The following is a 17,666-nucleotide window of genomic DNA, read 5'->3' as shown; positions in this document are numbered from 1 at the left end:
TGGGGTAAAAAGTAAAATTAGGTAGCAGATATAGCGGGTGTTTCAGGCATCAGATTCTTTTGTTCCAACCACGTTCTAACGTCGTCAAAAGCGCGCAAGGCCTCAAGTTCATTAAAAATTTCGTGATAAAAACCAGGATAAAAAATAGCACTCAAAAATTTCGCATGTTCACTATTTTCAATTTGTTGTACCAAGGCCTTCGCCCCACGCGGATTAACCACGACATCCGCATCTGCAACCAAAAGCAATAAAGGAATAGGTAATTCTTGTATGTGTGCTTTCACATAGCTCATAGAAGACAACATACTGCCAAATAAACTAGCACTGATACGTGAATGTACTAGAGGATCATTTTGATAAGCCGCGACGACTTCAGAATCATGCGATAAATAGCGCCCATTGGTACCATGCGCCACCCCTAAATAGGGAATTAAAGCTCTGCTGAATTTAAAAAGAATTTTTTGAAATGTACTGGTTTTTACAGAAAATGCTGGTGAAGACAAGATAAATGCTTTGACAGGTGCTAATCCTTGCAACACAAAGTGGGTCGCAAATAATCCCCCCATGCTATGTGCAAAAATCATAGGTGCGTCAGGTAGCTGTTTTAAAAAATCATTAATTACCAAGCGTGTATCACGTAATATCGCTTCATCATCGGGAACCACACCACGCCTGCCGCTTGATTGCCCATGACCGCGTTGATCAAAGCTTCTGACTCTAAATCCTAAACCAAGAAAAAACCTAGCGATATGAATATAACGGCCTGAATGTTCACCCAAGCCATGCATGATCAAAATACCGGGTGCCTTATTTGATTTTGCAGACCAATCACGCACAAATAGAGAAGTGCCATCGGCCACTTCTAAAAAAAATTCTTCTGTATGTTCTACGTGTGCGCTCATGAATTCATTTACCTTGCTTATACGCCCCACAAAATATCTTTTTGTTTTTTATGGGCGATTTTTAACATATCTAAGAATGGAAATAGTCGTGCAGACAAAGTGACTGTATCCTTTTTTTTCTTTTTCTCCGCATCATCTAAATCTTCATCGGCATAACTATTTTCTGTACTTTCCTTACTTTCTTGTAATTGTCTTTGTTTTTTATCGGCTTCAATCAAAGCTTCGATTTTTTCTATCGCCTTAGCCATTTCAGCGACCGTAATAACGCCACGGTCAACGTTTTTACCTAGCAATTCCAAAACCTCAACAATATGCGCTTTGTACATAGTAATTTCGGCTGTCGCTGTCGATTGAAAACTGACTAACATAATTGTCCTAAATAATTATTTAATTAAATTTTAAAGAATCAAAAAACATATCGACCACCTCAGGCTTAAACGATTTTTCCTCACCAATCATAATGGCTTGTATCAACCAAGGACCTTGAATGGTAAATCGACCTATCAATTTCACAGCTTGACCATTATGGGTTTTACCTAAAGCCGCAACGGTATTTTTAGGTAATGCCGCTGTGTTATTTTCTATTAGCTTACCTTGGATATTATTTAACATGCCTTGTTTCATTGCATCCAAGGCTTGTTGTTGTAATTGACTTATTTGTTCCTGATTCAATTTGCTGTCTAGCATATCTAATTTGGCATAGGCTAAAGCAAAGCTAATCTGATTAACATCCACAGCCGTCATTTGCATTTTAACTTTTATACCATTTAGATTGACTTCTTTGGCATGGCTAGCGGGCTTACCGGGCATTAACAAACTAATCGGCGCATCGTTCATTCTGACTTCACGCCAGTCAAATTTAGGTGAACAGGCAGTCAATAAAAACAAACAACAAATCGCTATAAAAGCCTGAAATTTAGACATGAAAAAGACTACTTTCTACGATCAAATCTGATTTACGGAGAGAAAACTAAAATGAGCTGTCATTGTAGGTGAAAGTACCTCTAGTTCGCAGTCTTTTTCATAGTTCAACTGATTTTCATCCGATTTTTATCTTCCCTTTGTTTCTAATTTTGTTCCCACTCATCGCGATAAATTACCTTTGAGACCTCGCTTTCTGCTTTTAATCGCAGGCAACTAGTGAGTGTTTTTTTGCGGTGCTAATGTGTAGTCATGGATGCAGGGTTCTGCATCAAATTAACCGACAAATAAGGAGAATTACCATGAACTTCGAAGCCCACAATCAAACTGAACATCAAGCACAACAAACTAGCAATGAACAAAATCAACAGGCCAAAAATAATCCTGTTTTGGAATTTATTTTAAATGTGACTGATGCTGGTAAATACATTTGGCAGCACTACATGGAATGGATTATCGATGTCTCTTGGGGCAAACTTTTCTTAGCATGTTTATTGACTTTGATTATCGGTGGCATTTTGTCTATACACACTTTGGCCAATTGGTTGGTGATTGGATCTTTATTATTGAAATGCTTTATTGGTAAAGAAGATCAGGTTCAAGCAACTTCACCTCAAACGCAACCGGTAAATGACGTTTCAGAAAAAGTTAAACCAGATGAAGTTCATCAGGAGAATTAACATGGAACAAGATAAAAAAAACCAAGTGCTTTTGTTTATGTTGGACGTCAAAGAAACAGCAAAAGTCTTTTGGTGGAAATTTTTTGACTGGTTAGCGGTAATCTCTTGGAGCTACTTAGTTTTTGTATCTTTGTTAGCGATGATTATCGGTGGCATATTAGGTTTAGGCGCCTTGTTACCTCTGCTGGTATTTTCTTCCATCATGATTAAAAGTTTGGCCGGCGGTAAACGCCGTGCCGAAATGGCTGCTAGCGCTGCCGCAACTAGAGCAGATGTTGAAGCTTTAGAACGTCGAGTTTTAGAAGCTGAAATGGCGACTTTACAGGCGCAAATTGAACCGCATTTTTTATTTAATACCTTAGCTTTAATTGGACAATTAATAGAAACCAATCCTGAACAGGCTTCAATTGTTCATACCCATTTAATTAAATATTTACGCACAGCCTTACCGCAAATTCGTGAACAAGGCGGTGGAAAATTAGGCCAACAATTAGAGTTATCACGTGCCTATTTGAATATTATGCAAGCGCGTATGCAAGAGCGTTTGACATACAAAATCGAATGTCCACGTGAATTAGAACACGTACATTTTCCTTCCATGATGATACAAACCTTGGTTGAAAATTCCATCAAACATGGTTTGGAACCTAAAACCGATGGAGGCCATATCGATATTATTGCTCGTCAAGGCGAACAAGAAATTCTAGTTGAAGTCAGCGATAACGGTATAGGTTTTGATATGCATGCAGACGATGGTATAGGCTTAAGCAATATTCGAGAACGTTTAAAAGTTCTATACGGTATGAAAGCCAGTTTAGTAATTGAGGCACCAACAACAGGTGGCGCTAAATTAGTTTTGCATATACCTGATCAACAAAAAAACTAATATTTAATGATGACTACAATTACCGCAATGATCGTTGATGATGAAGCGCCTATGCGTGACTACTTACGATCTAAATTAAAAAAAATCTGGCCAGATTTACAGATAGTTGCAGAAGCTGCTAATGGAATTGTCGCCATAGAAGAAGCGCAATTACATCAACCCGATATTATTTTTCTGGATATCCGTATGCCAGGGAAAAATGGCATTGAGGCAGCGACACAATTAGCTCAACAAGCGCTCATTATTTTTGTGACGGCTTATGATGAATACGCGGTTCAGGCTTTTGAACGTGGTGCTATGGATTATTTATTAAAGCCTATCGATAACGATAGATTGCAACAAACTTGCTTACGTTTACAACAAAGAATAGAAGAAAAACAGTTACACAAAAACAGTCATCTTGGCTCGCACATTAATCAAGTTACTAATTCGAACAAATTATCTGAATCAACATCACAATCAAAACAAGTCGAACAATTATTAACGCAATTAATGCAACATCAACAGAGTCAACAACGTGACTACTTACGTTGGATACAGGCCAGTGTTGGAAATACTTTACGTATGATCAGCACTAAAGAAATTTTATTTTTTAAATCAGATGAAAAATACACCTTGGTACAAACAGAGCAAGCTGAATTTTTGATTCGTAAAACTTTAAAAGAATTAGAAGATGAATTAGATCCTAAAGAATTTTGGCGTATACATCGATCGACCTTGGTCCGAGTTAGTGCCGTTGCAGAAGTAACGCGAGATTTTCGTGGTCGTCAAATGTTAGGTTTAAAAGGAAGTTCCGAAAAACTCGAAGTGAGCCGCAATCATACCCATTTATTTCAACAAATGTGAACTTTTTTAGCAGTTTTTTTTGAGCTCGAAAAAACTGCTTTTTTCTTTTAATTGAATAAGTTTATATATATGAATAGTAGTAGTTGTTAACGTTGAAGAATTTTGTGGATAAGCGAATTTTACTAATTAAAATCAAGGCGCTACAGAAATTATAAGTAGGCGCAAAAATCTTGTATGAGAACTCAACAATTTTTGTATAAGTTTTTTCGTTTGAATAAGTAAGCTAGTTTTACACAAATTTCGCAAGCTTTATCCACAGCCTTATCCACAAAAATAATTTATTCAATTACGCTATCTAGATCGATTTTCAAAAAAATTCTTCAAAATTCCCAGGGTATAAGGCGCAGCAACGTTTTTTACAAAACTTTGAAAATCGATATGCGCCGTATCATTGGCACTATCAGAAATCGTTCGTAATATCGCAAACGCCAATTCATGTTCATCACAAACCTGCGCAATCGCAGCACCTTCCATTTCTACTGCCAATAAATCGGGTAAAGCTTGTTTTAATTGATGCAAAACTTGAGCGTCATGAATGAATTGATCTCCGCTCGCGATTAATCCGGTATGGCTTGTTACGTTTTGTAATTGAAATTGCTCAATCTGCGCGCTAAAAAAATGTCCAGACAAATTTTGAATAAATTGTTGAGTCGCTATTTGTAGCGCTTGATGTAGATCTTTATTCGCCAGAAAACGTGATTTTCCAGTTAATGGAATCTCAAAACGTGGAAATAGCGGAGAAGCATCCATATCGTGTTGTAGCAGTTCTTTAGCGATAACCACGTCTCCCACCTTCAATGCAGGTTCAGCAGCGCCTGCAACGCCACTTAGAATCAATTGATTCACTTGAAAATGATGTATCAGAAGATTGGTTGTGCTGGCGGCGGCGACTTTGCCTATTCCTGCTAGCACCATAACGATAGGGTGTCCCCATAATTCACCTTGTATAAAGCTACGTTTGGCAATTTGATGGATTTGTTTGTCTTGAATATGGGCTTGCAATCCTTCTTGTTCTTCTTGCATGGCAAAGATTAAGCCTGTGGTGTTGGGTTTAATTGAAATAGACATTTTTTAAAAAGAAGGACAAATAAGGAATTAGCTCTGTTTTGTATACATAAGGTATATGTATACATAGTAGTAGTAGTTAACGTTGATGATTTTTGTGGATAAGCAGGTTTACTAGCTTGAAATCAAGGATTTAGCGCAAGGATAAAGACAGGGACAATGCTTGTACAGAAAAAGAATAGATTCTGCATAAGATTTCGACTGTGGAAAGCTTAACTACTTTTGCACATAAGCTCCTCAAGATATGCAAAGACTTATCCACAGATTTTTTACATTTATAGATTTATTTTTTTAATTTGGTTTTTCAAAAATAAATAGCGAGCCGTAGAGTGCGCAGCGATCTTTATTTTGTAGAGATTGATTGCGTAATGAATCCGTTTGCCAATTCGGTGTTTCGTCTGATTGAAATACAACTTGCGGTAGTGGTAATTGTGTTCCTAGGCTGCGGATTAATACTTTTGCCCCAGGAGCAGCGCAGCGATTAATCTCTTGCCATAAAATTTTGATTTCGTTTGGATGTAAGTAATCAAGATGATCTTGTAAAACGAAAGCGTCGATGGACTGTTTGTTTTGTCGGCGTAGAAAATCGATTAGATTTTGTTGGTGCGGATGTACCCGATGTGCAAATTGGCGTAACTGTGAAAAGACTTCTTTTTGCAGATATAAAGGTAGGCTTTGCTGTTGTTGTATTTGGTAAGTTTGGCCTATGACTTGTTGGGCAAAATGGTTTTCTTTGATACTGAAATCACATAGTAGGCGTCGTAATCTTTGTATCAAAATCTGCGACAACTCTTCTTGATTTGCATTTTTGAGTCGGGTAATTTGGTTTTGATTAAAGCCTAGTCGATTAAGTACATAGCGACGCTGTATCAGAAATTGAAAATATTTGTTTTGTAAGGCGGGCAAAATATCTTGTTCGAAGATTTGATTTTGTTGCGCTAAATCTTTTGCCAGATGCAATTTGTCAAAACGCGCACCTAATTGCGTTAAGAGAAATCGTAAGGCGCGCAGACTGCTGTTGTAGTAGCCATGTTCTTGTAAATTTTCACTGAATGCATAGTAACGTGGGCGCCCAAGTAAATTTCGTTTTTGCCAGTAGTGGCTGGCTTGATCCGATAAGTTAGCGCGCAAGTGACGTTGATAGCGTTTTAAATTATCGCTTTGATGTGGTTGCGCTAAAAATTTGAGTACCGCATCGTAATCGGGCAAATGAATTAAGGCTTTGGCTTTGATTTCTAAGAGTGCTAATTGGGCTGGATTATTATCGATGCAATGTATGGCCGCAGGTTTGGCGCTCAAATATGCTAAAGCGTGGCAGGCACCGGCAGCGATGGTCACTATATTGGCTGCTGGTTTAAGATCTAGCGCCAGTAAATCAATATGACTATCAGCCCATGTTTGAGATTGAATAAGTTTATGTTGAGGTTTTAATTCAGCAAAAAAATTACTCACGGAGAAGCTGTCAAGAATCGCCGTTTTAGATGTGGGATGCTTAATCTTGCTGGGAAAAAAGGCTTTTGTATTCATGATCGATACCTGAGAGTTTGCTGAAAATAGAACTACTCTAGGCTGATCAGGTGACCGGTTTATGACAAAATTTCTGTGTATCTGACTATTTTGTAAAGTGTGTGTTTTTGATGATTTTGATTCAGTCGATCTACATTGCCTTATAGCTGTCCGCAAGTGACTGGCAAGGGTGGTGGAGCTAATTCTAGTTTTTCACCTGCTTTGGGATGGCGTACACAATAGGTACCGTAAGGTGTTTTGATTTTACTGACGGGCCTACCATCGTAAGCAAATTTCTTTTCGATGATCACACCTTCTCTTTGAATTAGCGCTGCATCGGCTAAAGCATTTGAGAATTTTTTCATACTTTCAGTATTGCTTTTAGGGTCCGGCCTAAAGTTCTTCTCTTGCTTTAAGAAGTCTTCTTTTAAACTTTGACTCAAGTTACGAATATTTTTTTCTATGGCTGGAGCTGATACTGATGTTGAAACTGATGGTGAAACTGAGGCTGATGAGCTTGTTTCTGCTTGGATTGGTGAACTGGACGCTGGCGTTTGATTGGTGATTGTGATTGATTCTGAGCTTATGAGTTTTTGTTTGTTTTCACTCTCATTTTTATGCTTTGCTTGTGAAAGGCGAGATGTGAGTGTGCTTTCTTGGATTGTTTTTTTCTCGATGAATTGGGTATTGGTTTTGGTATTTTCTTTGGTATTTGTTTTCTGCAGTGGCAACGAGAATACGAACAAGCTTGTATGGCTATTGATCGTTGGTGTAAATGCTGAAGGTATTTTTTGCCAACTCAGAATGAGAACTAGATGCACCAAAAAAATACAGATCAGAATGCAGTAGCGTCCAAAGCGATTGCTGGAGATGGCGACATTTTTTGCGTGAGCCGAATGGATCAATTTTTTCCTAAGAGTTGGGTGTCTTTATGAATACATCAAATTTTTTGATCTAGGGTCAAATTATTTTAGCTGAGTATAAGTGCTAAAACCTATACAAAGCGGCAAATAATTATTTATGAGAATCACTATTTCAAAATAAGCAGATACTTTTTGCTTAATTTTAAGAACAATCGTCGTTATTTTATGTGCTTAGAAAGCGTTTATATTTACTTCGATTTTTACTGGCTGATATCAGGAACTGCACGATTAAAAGGGGGTCTGACTATTCCGACGAAAACTGGGTTTTCTGTTCTTGTGAGATTAGTGAGCTTGAGCGATACTGCGAGTTTGCTTAATCCCGTGGTTTGATGCCGCATAAGCATACTCAATAATTACACTAAAAAAGGAAAGGCAACGGAGATGGATTTTAGTAACCCTACCAGTATCACCTTCATCATTTATATCTTAGCGATGTTAGGTATAGGATTTGCCGCATGGCGTTTTACCAATAATTTATCGGACTATATTTTAGGTGGCCGCAGTCTAGGCGCTTTCGTTACTGCGATGAGTGCGGGCGCTTCGGATATGAGTGGCTGGTTATTGATGGGCTTACCTGGCGCTTTGTATTTTTCGGGTGTGTCTGAAAGCTGGATCGCTATAGGCTTAACTTTGGGAGCTTGGTTTAACTGGCATTTGGTAGCAGGGCGTCTGCGTGTTTATACAGAATTGACGAATAATGCTTTAACTTTACCCGATTATTTTACGCATCGATTTGAAGATACAAGTAAGTTATTGCGGATTATTTCTGCTTTAGTGATTTTGGTCTTTTTTACGATTTATTGTGCATCCGGTATGGTTGCTGGCGCACGCTTATTCCAAGAAACTTTTGGTATGAGCTATAACGTTTCTTTATGGGCGGGGGCTGCAGCAACAATCATTTACGTATTTATCGGTGGTTTTTTAGCGGTGAGCTGGACCGATACTGTGCAAGCGACTTTGATGATTTTTGCTTTGCTATTGGCACCAGTAATGGTAATCATGCATGTCGGTGGCTTTAGCGAAGCGATTACCGTGATTCAAAATATCAATCCTAAATACACGGATTTATTTAGCGGTACCTCGTTTATCGGTATTATTTCTTTGTTGGCTTGGGGTCTAGGTTATATGGGACAGCCACATATTTTGGCGCGTTTTATGGCAGCTGAAAATTTTGCGACCATTAAAAATGCGCGTCGTATTGGTATGACTTGGATGATTTTGTGTTTGGGTGGTGCTATCGCCGTAGGTTTCTTCGGTATCGCTTACTTCGCGATGCATCCTGATCAAGCAGGTGCGGTAACTGCAAATAAAGAAACTGTGTTTATTTCACTGTCTCAAATTTTGTTTAATCCATGGATTGCGGGTATTTTGTTGTCCGCTATTTTGGCGGCGGTAATGAGCACATTGTCTTGTCAGTTATTAGTTTGCTCTTCGGCTTTGACAGAAGATTTTTATAAACCTTTTTTCCGTCCTAATGCTTCTCAAAAAGAGCTGGTGTGGTTTGGCCGTATGATGGTACTAGTCATTGCTGTGATCGCGATTGCGATTGCGGCGAATCCTACGAGTAGTGTCTTGGGTTTAGTGAGTAATGCTTGGGCGGGCTTTGGTGCTGCTTTTGGACCTGTTGTGTTGTTATCTTTGGTCTGGCCTAGTATGAATCGTAATGGTGCTTTAGCGGGTATGTTTGTGGGTGCCTTGACTGTGTTGGTGTGGGGTGAATTTAAATGGTTAGGCTTATATGAATTGGTGTCAGGATTTTTCTTTGCTTGTGTGGCGGTTGTGATCGGTAGCAAATTGGGAGCGCCAGCGTCTGAGAAAATGAAGGCTGCGTTTGCCACTATGCGACAGCAATCACAGTAAATATTTAGAAAAAATGGGGAAGCAAGTCTTCCCCATTTTTTTGTCTATCTGTGTTGTGAGTCTACGGTCTGTGATTACTTTGTATTTTTAAAGAGCGTTTAAAAATCCAGAAAATGCATACAGTTTGATGATTTAAATTTGACGTAAACCTTGTACGGCTTTTTTCCAGTTTTGCATTAAACCGAGCGCATTGGTGCGTGAGATTTTCGGTAAAAAGCGTCGTTGCTCTCTCCATAAACTACGACATTCGTCGAGATCAGAATACACGCCCATTTTTAATCCTGCTAAATAGGCGGCTCCTAAGGCGGTGGTTTCTAAGATTTCTGGACGCACGACGGGGATACCTAGCAAATCGGCTTGGATTTGTAGCAGAGTATTATTTGATGCAGCGCCACCATCAACGCGTAATTCAGTGATCGTCGTATGGCTGTCATTTTGCATGGCAAACAGTAGTTCGGCACTTTGAAAAGCAATTGCTTCTATCGCCGCGCGGGCGATATGCGCGGCTTGAGTGCCACGATGTAGGCCTAAGATGGCACCTTTGACGTTTGCGTCCCAGTAAGGGGCGCCGAGTCCTGCAAACGCTGGTACGAAGATCACACCATCGCTGTCTGGCACGCTATTAGCCAGCGCTTCAATATCACTGGCATGGGTGAATAAATGTAATTGATCACGCAACCATTGCACCACGGCACCGCCGATGAAGACGCTGCCTTCGAGCGCATATTGAGTCTTGCGATCAACTTGGCAGGCGGCGGTGCTGATTAAGCCATGCTGGGATTGGCTACACAGATCGGCAGTTTGTAATAGCATGAAGCAGCCAGTGCCATAGGTATTTTTTGCCATACCAGCTTGAAAACAAGCTTGACCAAAGAGGGCCGATTGCTGATCCCCAGCCATTCCCGCGATCGGTATGGTACTGCCAAATAGATGGCAATCACCAAAATGATGACTGGAGGGATAAACCTCAGGCAAGATCGCTGCGGGAATATTGAATAGCTTAAGTAAATCCTCATCCCAACAATTTTGATGAATATTCCACAGCATGGTGCGTGAGGCATTGGTAACGTCACTTACATGCAATTGACCTTCACTGAGTTGCCATGCTAGCCAAGAATCTATGGTGCCAAATGCTAATTCCCCTTGTTGAGCTTTGCTTCTAGCGTTCGGAATATGGTCGAGTATCCACGCGAGTTTGGTCGCAGAAAAATAGGGATCAAGTACCAGCCCAGTTTTTTCCTGTATGGTTTTACTATAACCTTGGGCACGTAAGGCTTCACAATATGAGCTGGTGCGGCGATCCTGCCAGACGATCGCGGGACAAATTGGATGACCGGTTTTTTTGTCCCACACCACGGTGGTTTCACGCTGATTGGTGATGCCGATGGCGGCAATTTGTTGGCTAGCAATGCCGCTCTTTTGAAGGACTCGCTTGATGGTAGCAAGTTGGCTGTGCCAGATCTCCATTGCATCGTGTTCGACCCAGGCTGATTGAGGAAAATACTGTGGAAATTCCTGTTGGGCGCTAGCTATAATTTGACCTGCACGATTGAAAATAATAGAGCGTGAACTGGAGGTGCCTTGATCGAGTGCCAGTAGATAAGTCATATCGCTCTCCAGATGCGGTAATTGTTTTGCTTATTACTCGTTGCTTTGATTCCAGACATCAGTACCTAGCATTTCGATTTGCGTCAAATAGAGACGACAATCTAATTCGTATTGATGATACTCAGGCTCCATATAGGTGCACAGTTGATAGAAGGCCTTATTGTGCTCTTTCTCTTTTAGGTGTGCCAATTCATGCACGGTGATCATCTTCAGAAAGGCTTCTGGTACGTATTTGAATAAACTGGCGATCCGGATTTCGTTTTTAGTTTTGAGTTTACCGCCTTGTACTCGCGACACATAAGTATGTGTGCCTAGTGCATTTTTGATGACGTGCAATTTGTTATCGTATAAAACCTTGCTGATTTGATCGCCATTTTTTAGTGTGTCATTTTTTAAATTTTGCACATAGAGATACAGCGCTTTATCGGTGCGGATGTCATGTATTTCAGGGTATTTGTGACGCAGATGCTGCGCCAGTTTTCCGCTGTCGAGTAACTGCCTAACTTGAGCTTGTAAATGCTCAGGATAGGCCGTTAGGTATTTCAGCGTATTTGTTTTGGTGTCGCTCAAAATCGTTTATTTTACTTTTAACAGTTCAACTTCAAAAATCAAATCAGAATTTGCTGGAATTAAGCCATTACCAACTTCACGTGCACCATACGCAAGGGCAGCAGGAATGATTAAGGTGCGTTTACCACCGATTTTCATCCCTTGTACGCCGAGATCCCAGCCGCGAATGACTTCACCGCCATTGATGGTGAAACTGAATGCTTCACGTTTGCGTGAGCTATCGAATTCTTTACCTTTTTCACCTTTGGCTTTTGGATCACGTAACCAGCCTGTGTAATGCACGGTCACTTGTTTACCGCTAACCGCTTCTACACCTTTACCGAGTTTATTATCAATTTTTTTGACTTCAGGCATATTGATTACATCTAGTAATTCGATATCGAAAACCAAATCGGCATCAGGTGGAATCACGCCTTTGCCAGCACCACGTGAGCCATAGCCCAATTGTGAGGGAATAATCAAGGTGCGCTTACCACCGACTTTCATGCCTTGTACGCCTTGTTCCCAACCTTTGATGACACGACCTTCACCGAGGTTAAAACTAAATGGGCCGCGACCAATTGAGCTGTCGAAAGCTTTGCCGTGCTGTTGCTCGGCTTGAGGATCACGCAACCAACCACTGTAATGAACGACGACGGTTTTACCAACTACCGCTTCAATGCCGCTTCCGACTAGGGTGTCGATTTTTTCTAAGACGGGAGCCACGGTTGTGATGGGCGCAATCGGTGCGACGGCTTCTTGATTTGTTGTTGCTGTACTTGCGGCTGAACTAGCTGCTGTACTAGTGGTCGTGGTGTTTTCTTGAGTAGTTTTTTGTTCTTGGGCAAAGGCGGTGTTTGCACATAAATTACCAGCAAGCGCGAGTGTGATGATCAGACTGGATTTCATAGATTGGATGTCCTTGATTGAATTGTTATTGCTTGGTGTTTTTGTTGTGTTGGGTTCGACTACTAGCGTTTTAATTTTGCTTCAAACGCGATGTCCAGCTTACTGGCTTTGCGCGGTGCTTCTTTTTGCAGACTATTGACGAAGCGCACAAAGTCATCGATTTCTAATGCCGTGCAAAGTTGTTCTTGTGATTCAGGGTCATGGCCTAAGACTAGGTAAAAATGCCCGCTGCCGGTGCTGACCATAGAATAGGGCGCGTTATTGCTACGTTGTTTTAAACGTAGCACGGCATTACTTGCTTTGGTTGAACGTGCCATGGTGTCCTTGGTTTTTTATGTAAATTTCGTCTCGAAACTTAATCATCGACATGATAATCTACACGCTTGATTTGGAGAATACCAGAAGGATAAGCATGACCGTGATTGCGCATTATATGAATGGCAGTGAGGTGGCCTCGACTAGTGGACGCCAACAGCCCGTGTTTAACCCTGCTAGTGGCCTACAAAGCGCTAGCGTAGCACTAGCCAGCGCTGATGAGGTAAATCACGCGGTAGCGAGCGCGCTGGCGGCGTGGCCTGCTTGGAGTGAGACAGCACCCTTACGACGGGCGCGAGTGATGTTTAAGTTTAAGGCATTGCTGGAACAACATCAGGAACAATTGGCGACCATTATTACCCGTGAGCATGGCAAGATTTTTTCCGATGCGATGGGGGAGGTGACGCGAGGAATCGAAGTGGTGGAGTTTGCTTGTGGCTTGCCACAGTTATTGAAATCACAGTTTTCAGACAATATTGGCGGCGGCATCGATCAATGGAATATCCGCCAATCTTTGGGTGTTTGTGTCGGGATCACGCCATTTAATTTTCCTTTTATGGTGCCGATGTGGATGGCGCCATTGGCAATCGCGACTGGAAATACTTTTATTTTGAAGCCATCAGAACGTGATCCTTCTGCTTCTTTATTGATTGCTGATTTGTTTAAACAAGCTGGTTTGCCAGATGGTGTTTTCAATGTCGTTCAAGGCGATAAAGTAGCGGTGGATGCCTTGCTAGCGCATCCAGACGTGGCCGCTATTTCGTTTGTGGGATCCACTCCGATTGCAGAGTACATTTACGGTGAAGCGACGCGTCGTGGCAAACGAGTACAGGCATTAGGTGGCGCGAAGAATCACTTGGTGGTGATGCCAGATGCAGATTTGGATCAGGCGGTCGATGCTTTGATGGGCGCAGCTTATGGGTCGGCTGGCGAGCGTTGTATGGCGATTTCTGTCGCGGTCGCGGTAGGTGTGATCGGTGATCCATTGGTGGAAAAATTGGTACCGCGAGTGCAGGCACTGAAAGTGCGTGATGGTATGGATGTCGAAGCCGAAATGGGACCGGTAATCTCGGCAGCGCATAAGGCCAAGATAGAAAGTATGATCGCAGCGGGTGTTAGCGAGGGGGCGCAATTATTGGTCGATGGACGTGGTTTGTGTGTGACAGGACATGAGCAAGGCTATTTCTTAGGCGGCTCTCTATTTGATCATGTGCAAGAAGGCATGCAGATCCATCGCGAAGAAATTTTTGGCCCGGTATTGTGTGTAATACGCGTACCGGATTTTGCGTCGGCCTTAGCGCTGATCAATCGTCACGAATTTGCTAATGGCGTTTCATTGTTCACGGCCGATGGAAATACTGCGCGTGAATTTTCACGTAGCGTACAAGTAGGGATGGTGGGAATTAATGTACCGATTCCAGTACCGATGGCATGGCACTCATTCGGCGGCTGGAAGCGTTCTTTGTTTGGTGATATGCATGCCTATGGCGAAGAGGGTATTCGCTTTTATACACGCTATAAATCGATCATGCAGCGATGGCCGGACAGTATTGCCAAGGGCGCGGAGTTTACTATGCCAGTGGCCAAATTGTAGGGTGCACCAAGCGCGTTAATGCGTATCAATGCGCTCCCTACGGTTTATCGCTTGTTGATTAACATGCGATGCTCAACAAGCAGTGTATTTACCCGGTTCAACAGCGAGCATCGTGGTAATTTTCAGATAGTTTTTGATGCGCATTTGTTGTTGTTTATAGCCTATGTTATCGCTGGGTTTTGAACACTCCAAATCGCCATTGATGCTGCGCACAGTTTCACCAAATCCTAAATTTTGTTTGATCGCGATGTGGCTTGGTAAAGGGCCAGAACCTTTGATTTCCATCCAATACCACAAGGCTGTTTTCCACGCGACCGTCGCATCGCGCGCCACCATGTCGGGATCGTTCAGTAAATCTAATCCCAGCGCTTTACCTGCCAACGCATAATTAAAATTCCAACTTAGTTGTATAGGGCCACGTCCAAAATACTGTTTGCCCTTAGCGCACGGGACGCCATTTTTATCATTGCAATAGTGATCGTGTACGCTGGTATCGACTTCGGTAATGGCTTGTAGCTCATGCGATTCATGCATGATATTGGCGAGGAAGGCAGCCACTTCACGCTTGTTCTCAGCCGCACTGCCAAAGTTACCAAACTCGGGATAAGCCTTAATCGCTTCGGTCAAGCCTGCGTAGGTATAGAAGGGAATGCGTTTCGGAAAAAGGGTTTCGAATTGCGCTTCGCTGATCATGAAGCCGGTTGAATTTGTTGTTTGGTTGGCTACCGTGCTACAAGCACTGATGCCGATGGTTATTGATATGCTAGCTATTGTCGCTGCGATGCGAATCATTTTTTTCATGTGCTTCCTTCTGTGTTTTCTTCTATCCGTGAGCGAAATTAAGTCGCTGTTTAGCTTAAACAAAGAACCGATTGAAAGCAAAGAAGTGGTATTGAATCAAGCAAAATAATATAAAAAAATGGCGGACCGAAGTCCGCCATTTTTAAGATAAAGCGCTAATACGATGTTGAAATCAAATTAGAACTTGATGGTTGCACCTAGAGTGTAATAACGACCAGCTACATCATAATAGGTAGGGAAGGTGTTACCAGCATTGACGCCAGTACCAGAAACAGTATTACCTACAAATGGTGGCTTTCTATTAGTCGCATTCGTTACACTTAAACTTAATTTGACTGTCTTGTTAAAGTTCCAGTTTGCACTTAAATCCAAGTAGTTATATGCACTAATGCTTGAGTACGCAGGTAGATAAGTTTTACTGCCATCAGCTTTAGTCGGATTGGATATTGGTTCAATTTCAACCGCACCAACATAACGCCAGTTATAGCCGAAGGTGAAGTCACCGACTATCCAACTAGTACGTTGATTAAACTTGGATTTGTAGCTTGGTCCGCCGCAAGAAGTGGAGTAGTAGCCTAAGCAATCACGATTAATTGACACGGGTGTTGCTTGGAATAAATTGGATTTAGCTTGGTTGTAATTTAATCCTAAGTTCAATTTGCCATATTTTGCATCTAAACCTAATTGATTCAAACCTAATTGATAGGCAATATTCAAATCGTAGCCGCTAACTTGAACTACACCTAAGTTCGATAATTGAACGGCAACACCTTTAGACTCAGCTGCCGGACCATTTAATGTCCCATTATTGATATTTCTACCAATCGCTGCACATGAGACATTCATGACTAAGCCTGGATTAAATTTAGTGCTGTAGCAACCATCTAAAATGTCAGCAACAGTTGGTGTGGTGATAGCTTTGGTGATATCAATTTTGTAGTAGTCGAGACTAATTGCCATTTTTGGCAATGGCTCAATCACGAAACCGATTGTTTTACTCTTAGCTTCTTCTGGTGCCAAGTTTGGATTACCGCCAGACAGACGATTAATTTGGCCTGCAGATGGCGTTGCTACAGAACCAATTGAGCCTGCTGGAACACCTGTTAAACGACACAAGTTCGATAAAGTACCTGCTTTGTTCGCATCAGCTTGGTTAATTAAGGCTAATTGGCAAGGATCTACGGCTAAGTTATTTAAGCCAGTAGAGACTGGTGCAAATAGCTCGTTGACATTAGGAGCACGTGTCGCCAATTGAACCATGCCACGCAAGCGGAAAGATTTAACAGGTTCCCATTCACCACCGTATTTGTAACTACCATAATCACGACTTTGTGCTGAAGTTTCAAAATCAGTTTTGCGGTAACCTAATTCCATTGCTAAATTACGTACAAATGGCAAATCTTTAATTAAGGGAATATTTGCTTCAACAGCCATTTCTTTCATTTTGAAAGAACCTATGCGATTAGGATTTGCGCCACCTGCACCTGCTAAATCTCCAGATTGCACACCTTCATCACTAGTAGTTGATGCTGTTGATTTACGTTGTTCTGCACTAAGTGAAATAGTAATGGGTTGTTTTGCCCATGGACTTTGAACGAAGCTACCTAAATCACCAGACGTAGAAAGTGCCGCAACATCTTGCGTTACATTCTGCAAGGTAATGCCATCCATATTGATGAATTTTGCCATATCCGCATTAATACTACCTTCTGCACCGAAGGCATTTAACGGAACGCAACCACCACTAGTGTTTACACAGGCTGTTTTGCTTACGGCATTTAAAGCTTGTTTCATTTTATTGAAAGAGCCCCAGTTTTTGCGTAGGCTGGTTTGATCTGAAGCACCTCGTGACCAATAGGCATCGTAAGTCCAATTACCCGCTACTTCACCTTTCATACCGAAGGTATATTGATAGGTTTGTGTCGTGTAATTATTGATACGAGGACCTAATTCAGTGATACGGCGATCCACACCCATTGGCACTATAGTTGTGTTACCTACTACGCAATCGGTCGCTGCGATACCACGACGTAGACAAATTTGTTCACGCATAGGCTGTGGAATATATGGATTTCCAATTGGCACATCAAACGTGGAGGCAAAAGTACCTGTTGAGGCTAATTGTGAAGCTACGACACTATTGGTATATAGCATCTCAGTGTACGCTTCAAAATTATCATTAATTTTGTAATTAGCTAAGGCCGTCGCTTGGTTTCTATCCATACCAGTGTTGTAGTAATTGTCTGGATTGAAGTTAAATGTATTGACGGTTGATACCAATGCTCCTGTCGCTGGATCGAC

The 17,666-nt window shown here is 41.6% G+C and carries 17 protein-coding genes; 5 read left to right on the top strand and 12 right to left on the bottom strand.

The window, feature by feature from the left end; translation table 11 throughout:
- Positions 1-17: 17 nt before the first annotated feature.
- The 3 genes from ACFFJH_RS12160 to ACFFJH_RS12150 are packed head-to-tail and all read right to left on the bottom strand — an operon-like array spanning position 18 to position 1,826.
- A complete protein-coding gene (locus tag ACFFJH_RS12160; protein WP_390212978.1) occupies positions 18-902 on the bottom strand; it encodes an alpha/beta hydrolase in 885 nt (294 codons plus the stop codon).
- A gap of 17 nt (positions 903-919) precedes the next feature.
- Positions 920-1,270 carry a DUF1840 domain-containing protein gene (locus tag ACFFJH_RS12155; RefSeq protein ID WP_390212976.1) on the bottom strand — a complete coding sequence of 117 codons (351 nt, stop codon included), beginning with the start codon at positions 1,268-1,270 and terminating at the stop codon, positions 920-922.
- Positions 1,271-1,289: 19 nt separating this feature from the next.
- Positions 1,290-1,826 carry a hypothetical protein gene (locus tag ACFFJH_RS12150; RefSeq protein ID WP_390212975.1) on the bottom strand — a complete coding sequence of 179 codons (537 nt, stop codon included), beginning with the start codon at positions 1,824-1,826 and terminating at the stop codon, positions 1,290-1,292.
- A gap of 299 nt (positions 1,827-2,125) precedes the next feature.
- On the opposite strand from ACFFJH_RS12150, the gene ACFFJH_RS12145 reads away from it, so the two are divergent.
- Genes ACFFJH_RS12145 through ACFFJH_RS12135 form a run of 3 tightly spaced genes read left to right on the top strand, consistent with a single transcriptional unit; the run spans position 2,126 to position 4,235 of the window.
- Positions 2,126-2,503, top strand: a complete 378-nt coding sequence (locus ACFFJH_RS12145; RefSeq protein ID WP_390212973.1) for a hypothetical protein — start codon at positions 2,126-2,128, stop codon at positions 2,501-2,503.
- Between the two features lies 1 nt (position 2,504).
- Positions 2,505-3,389 carry a sensor histidine kinase gene (locus ACFFJH_RS12140; RefSeq protein ID WP_390212971.1) on the top strand — a complete coding sequence of 295 codons (885 nt, stop codon included), beginning with the start codon at positions 2,505-2,507 and terminating at the stop codon, positions 3,387-3,389.
- A gap of 9 nt (positions 3,390-3,398) precedes the next feature.
- Entirely contained in the window at positions 3,399-4,235 is an 837-nt protein-coding gene (locus ACFFJH_RS12135) for a LytR/AlgR family response regulator transcription factor (RefSeq protein WP_390213197.1), read from the top strand.
- Between the two features lie 291 nt (positions 4,236-4,526).
- Here ACFFJH_RS12135 and ACFFJH_RS12130 read toward each other — a convergent pair whose 3' ends face one another.
- The 3 genes from ACFFJH_RS12130 to ACFFJH_RS12120 form a co-directional block, all read right to left on the bottom strand.
- Positions 4,527-5,303, bottom strand: coding sequence for a 5'-methylthioadenosine/adenosylhomocysteine nucleosidase (locus tag ACFFJH_RS12130; protein ID WP_390212970.1), 777 nt, complete (start codon positions 5,301-5,303; stop codon positions 4,527-4,529).
- Positions 5,304-5,591: 288 nt separating this feature from the next.
- Positions 5,592-6,827, bottom strand: coding sequence for a DUF3419 family protein (locus ACFFJH_RS12125; RefSeq protein ID WP_390212968.1), 1,236 nt, complete (start codon positions 6,825-6,827; stop codon positions 5,592-5,594).
- A 140-nt stretch (positions 6,828-6,967) separates the two neighbouring features.
- On the bottom strand, positions 6,968-7,537 hold the full coding sequence (locus ACFFJH_RS12120) for a hypothetical protein (RefSeq protein WP_390212966.1): 570 nt from the start codon (positions 7,535-7,537) through the stop codon (positions 6,968-6,970).
- A 573-nt stretch (positions 7,538-8,110) separates the two neighbouring features.
- Between ACFFJH_RS12120 and putP the strand changes: the two genes are divergently transcribed.
- Positions 8,111-9,589, top strand: coding sequence for a sodium/proline symporter PutP (gene putP / locus ACFFJH_RS12115; RefSeq protein WP_390212963.1), 1,479 nt, complete (start codon positions 8,111-8,113; stop codon positions 9,587-9,589).
- Between the two features lie 132 nt (positions 9,590-9,721).
- On the opposite strand, the gene glpK is transcribed toward putP, so the two are convergent.
- The 4 genes from glpK to ACFFJH_RS12095 form a co-directional block, all read right to left on the bottom strand.
- Entirely contained in the window at positions 9,722-11,197 is a 1,476-nt protein-coding gene (gene glpK / locus ACFFJH_RS12110) for a glycerol kinase GlpK (protein WP_390212962.1), read from the bottom strand.
- Positions 11,198-11,230: 33 nt separating this feature from the next.
- A complete protein-coding gene (locus ACFFJH_RS12105) occupies positions 11,231-11,767 on the bottom strand; it encodes a YgjP-like metallopeptidase domain-containing protein (RefSeq protein WP_390212960.1) in 537 nt (178 codons plus the stop codon).
- 6 nt (positions 11,768-11,773) lie between these two features.
- A complete protein-coding gene (locus tag ACFFJH_RS12100) occupies positions 11,774-12,655 on the bottom strand; it encodes an FKBP-type peptidyl-prolyl cis-trans isomerase (protein ID WP_390212958.1) in 882 nt (293 codons plus the stop codon).
- Between the two features lie 62 nt (positions 12,656-12,717).
- The gene (locus ACFFJH_RS12095; RefSeq protein WP_390212956.1) at positions 12,718-12,972 is read right to left on the bottom strand and encodes a hypothetical protein; all 255 of its coding nucleotides are present in this window, start codon (positions 12,970-12,972) and stop codon (positions 12,718-12,720) included.
- Between the two features lie 95 nt (positions 12,973-13,067).
- Between ACFFJH_RS12095 and ACFFJH_RS12090 the strand changes: the two genes are divergently transcribed.
- Positions 13,068-14,564, top strand: coding sequence for a CoA-acylating methylmalonate-semialdehyde dehydrogenase (locus tag ACFFJH_RS12090; protein WP_390212955.1), 1,497 nt, complete (start codon positions 13,068-13,070; stop codon positions 14,562-14,564).
- Between the two features lie 72 nt (positions 14,565-14,636).
- Here the strand turns inward: ACFFJH_RS12090 and ACFFJH_RS12085 are convergent, their stop codons facing one another.
- Positions 14,637-15,365: a chitinase gene (locus tag ACFFJH_RS12085; protein ID WP_390212953.1), complete on the bottom strand. Its 729-nt coding sequence runs from the start codon at positions 15,363-15,365 to the stop codon at positions 14,637-14,639.
- A 177-nt stretch (positions 15,366-15,542) separates the two neighbouring features.
- Positions 15,543-17,645 carry a TonB-dependent receptor domain-containing protein gene (locus ACFFJH_RS12080; RefSeq protein WP_390212950.1) on the bottom strand — a complete coding sequence of 701 codons (2,103 nt, stop codon included), beginning with the start codon at positions 17,643-17,645 and terminating at the stop codon, positions 15,543-15,545.
- Between the last annotated feature and the right edge of the window lie 21 nt (positions 17,646-17,666).

This window comes from Affinundibacterium danionis (assembly GCF_042432465.1).
Classification (GTDB): domain Bacteria; phylum Pseudomonadota; class Gammaproteobacteria; order Burkholderiales; family Burkholderiaceae_D; genus Undibacterium; species Undibacterium danionis.
Note: the sequence above shows the minus strand (reverse complement) of the source record. Positions and strands in the feature narration are given on the sequence as shown.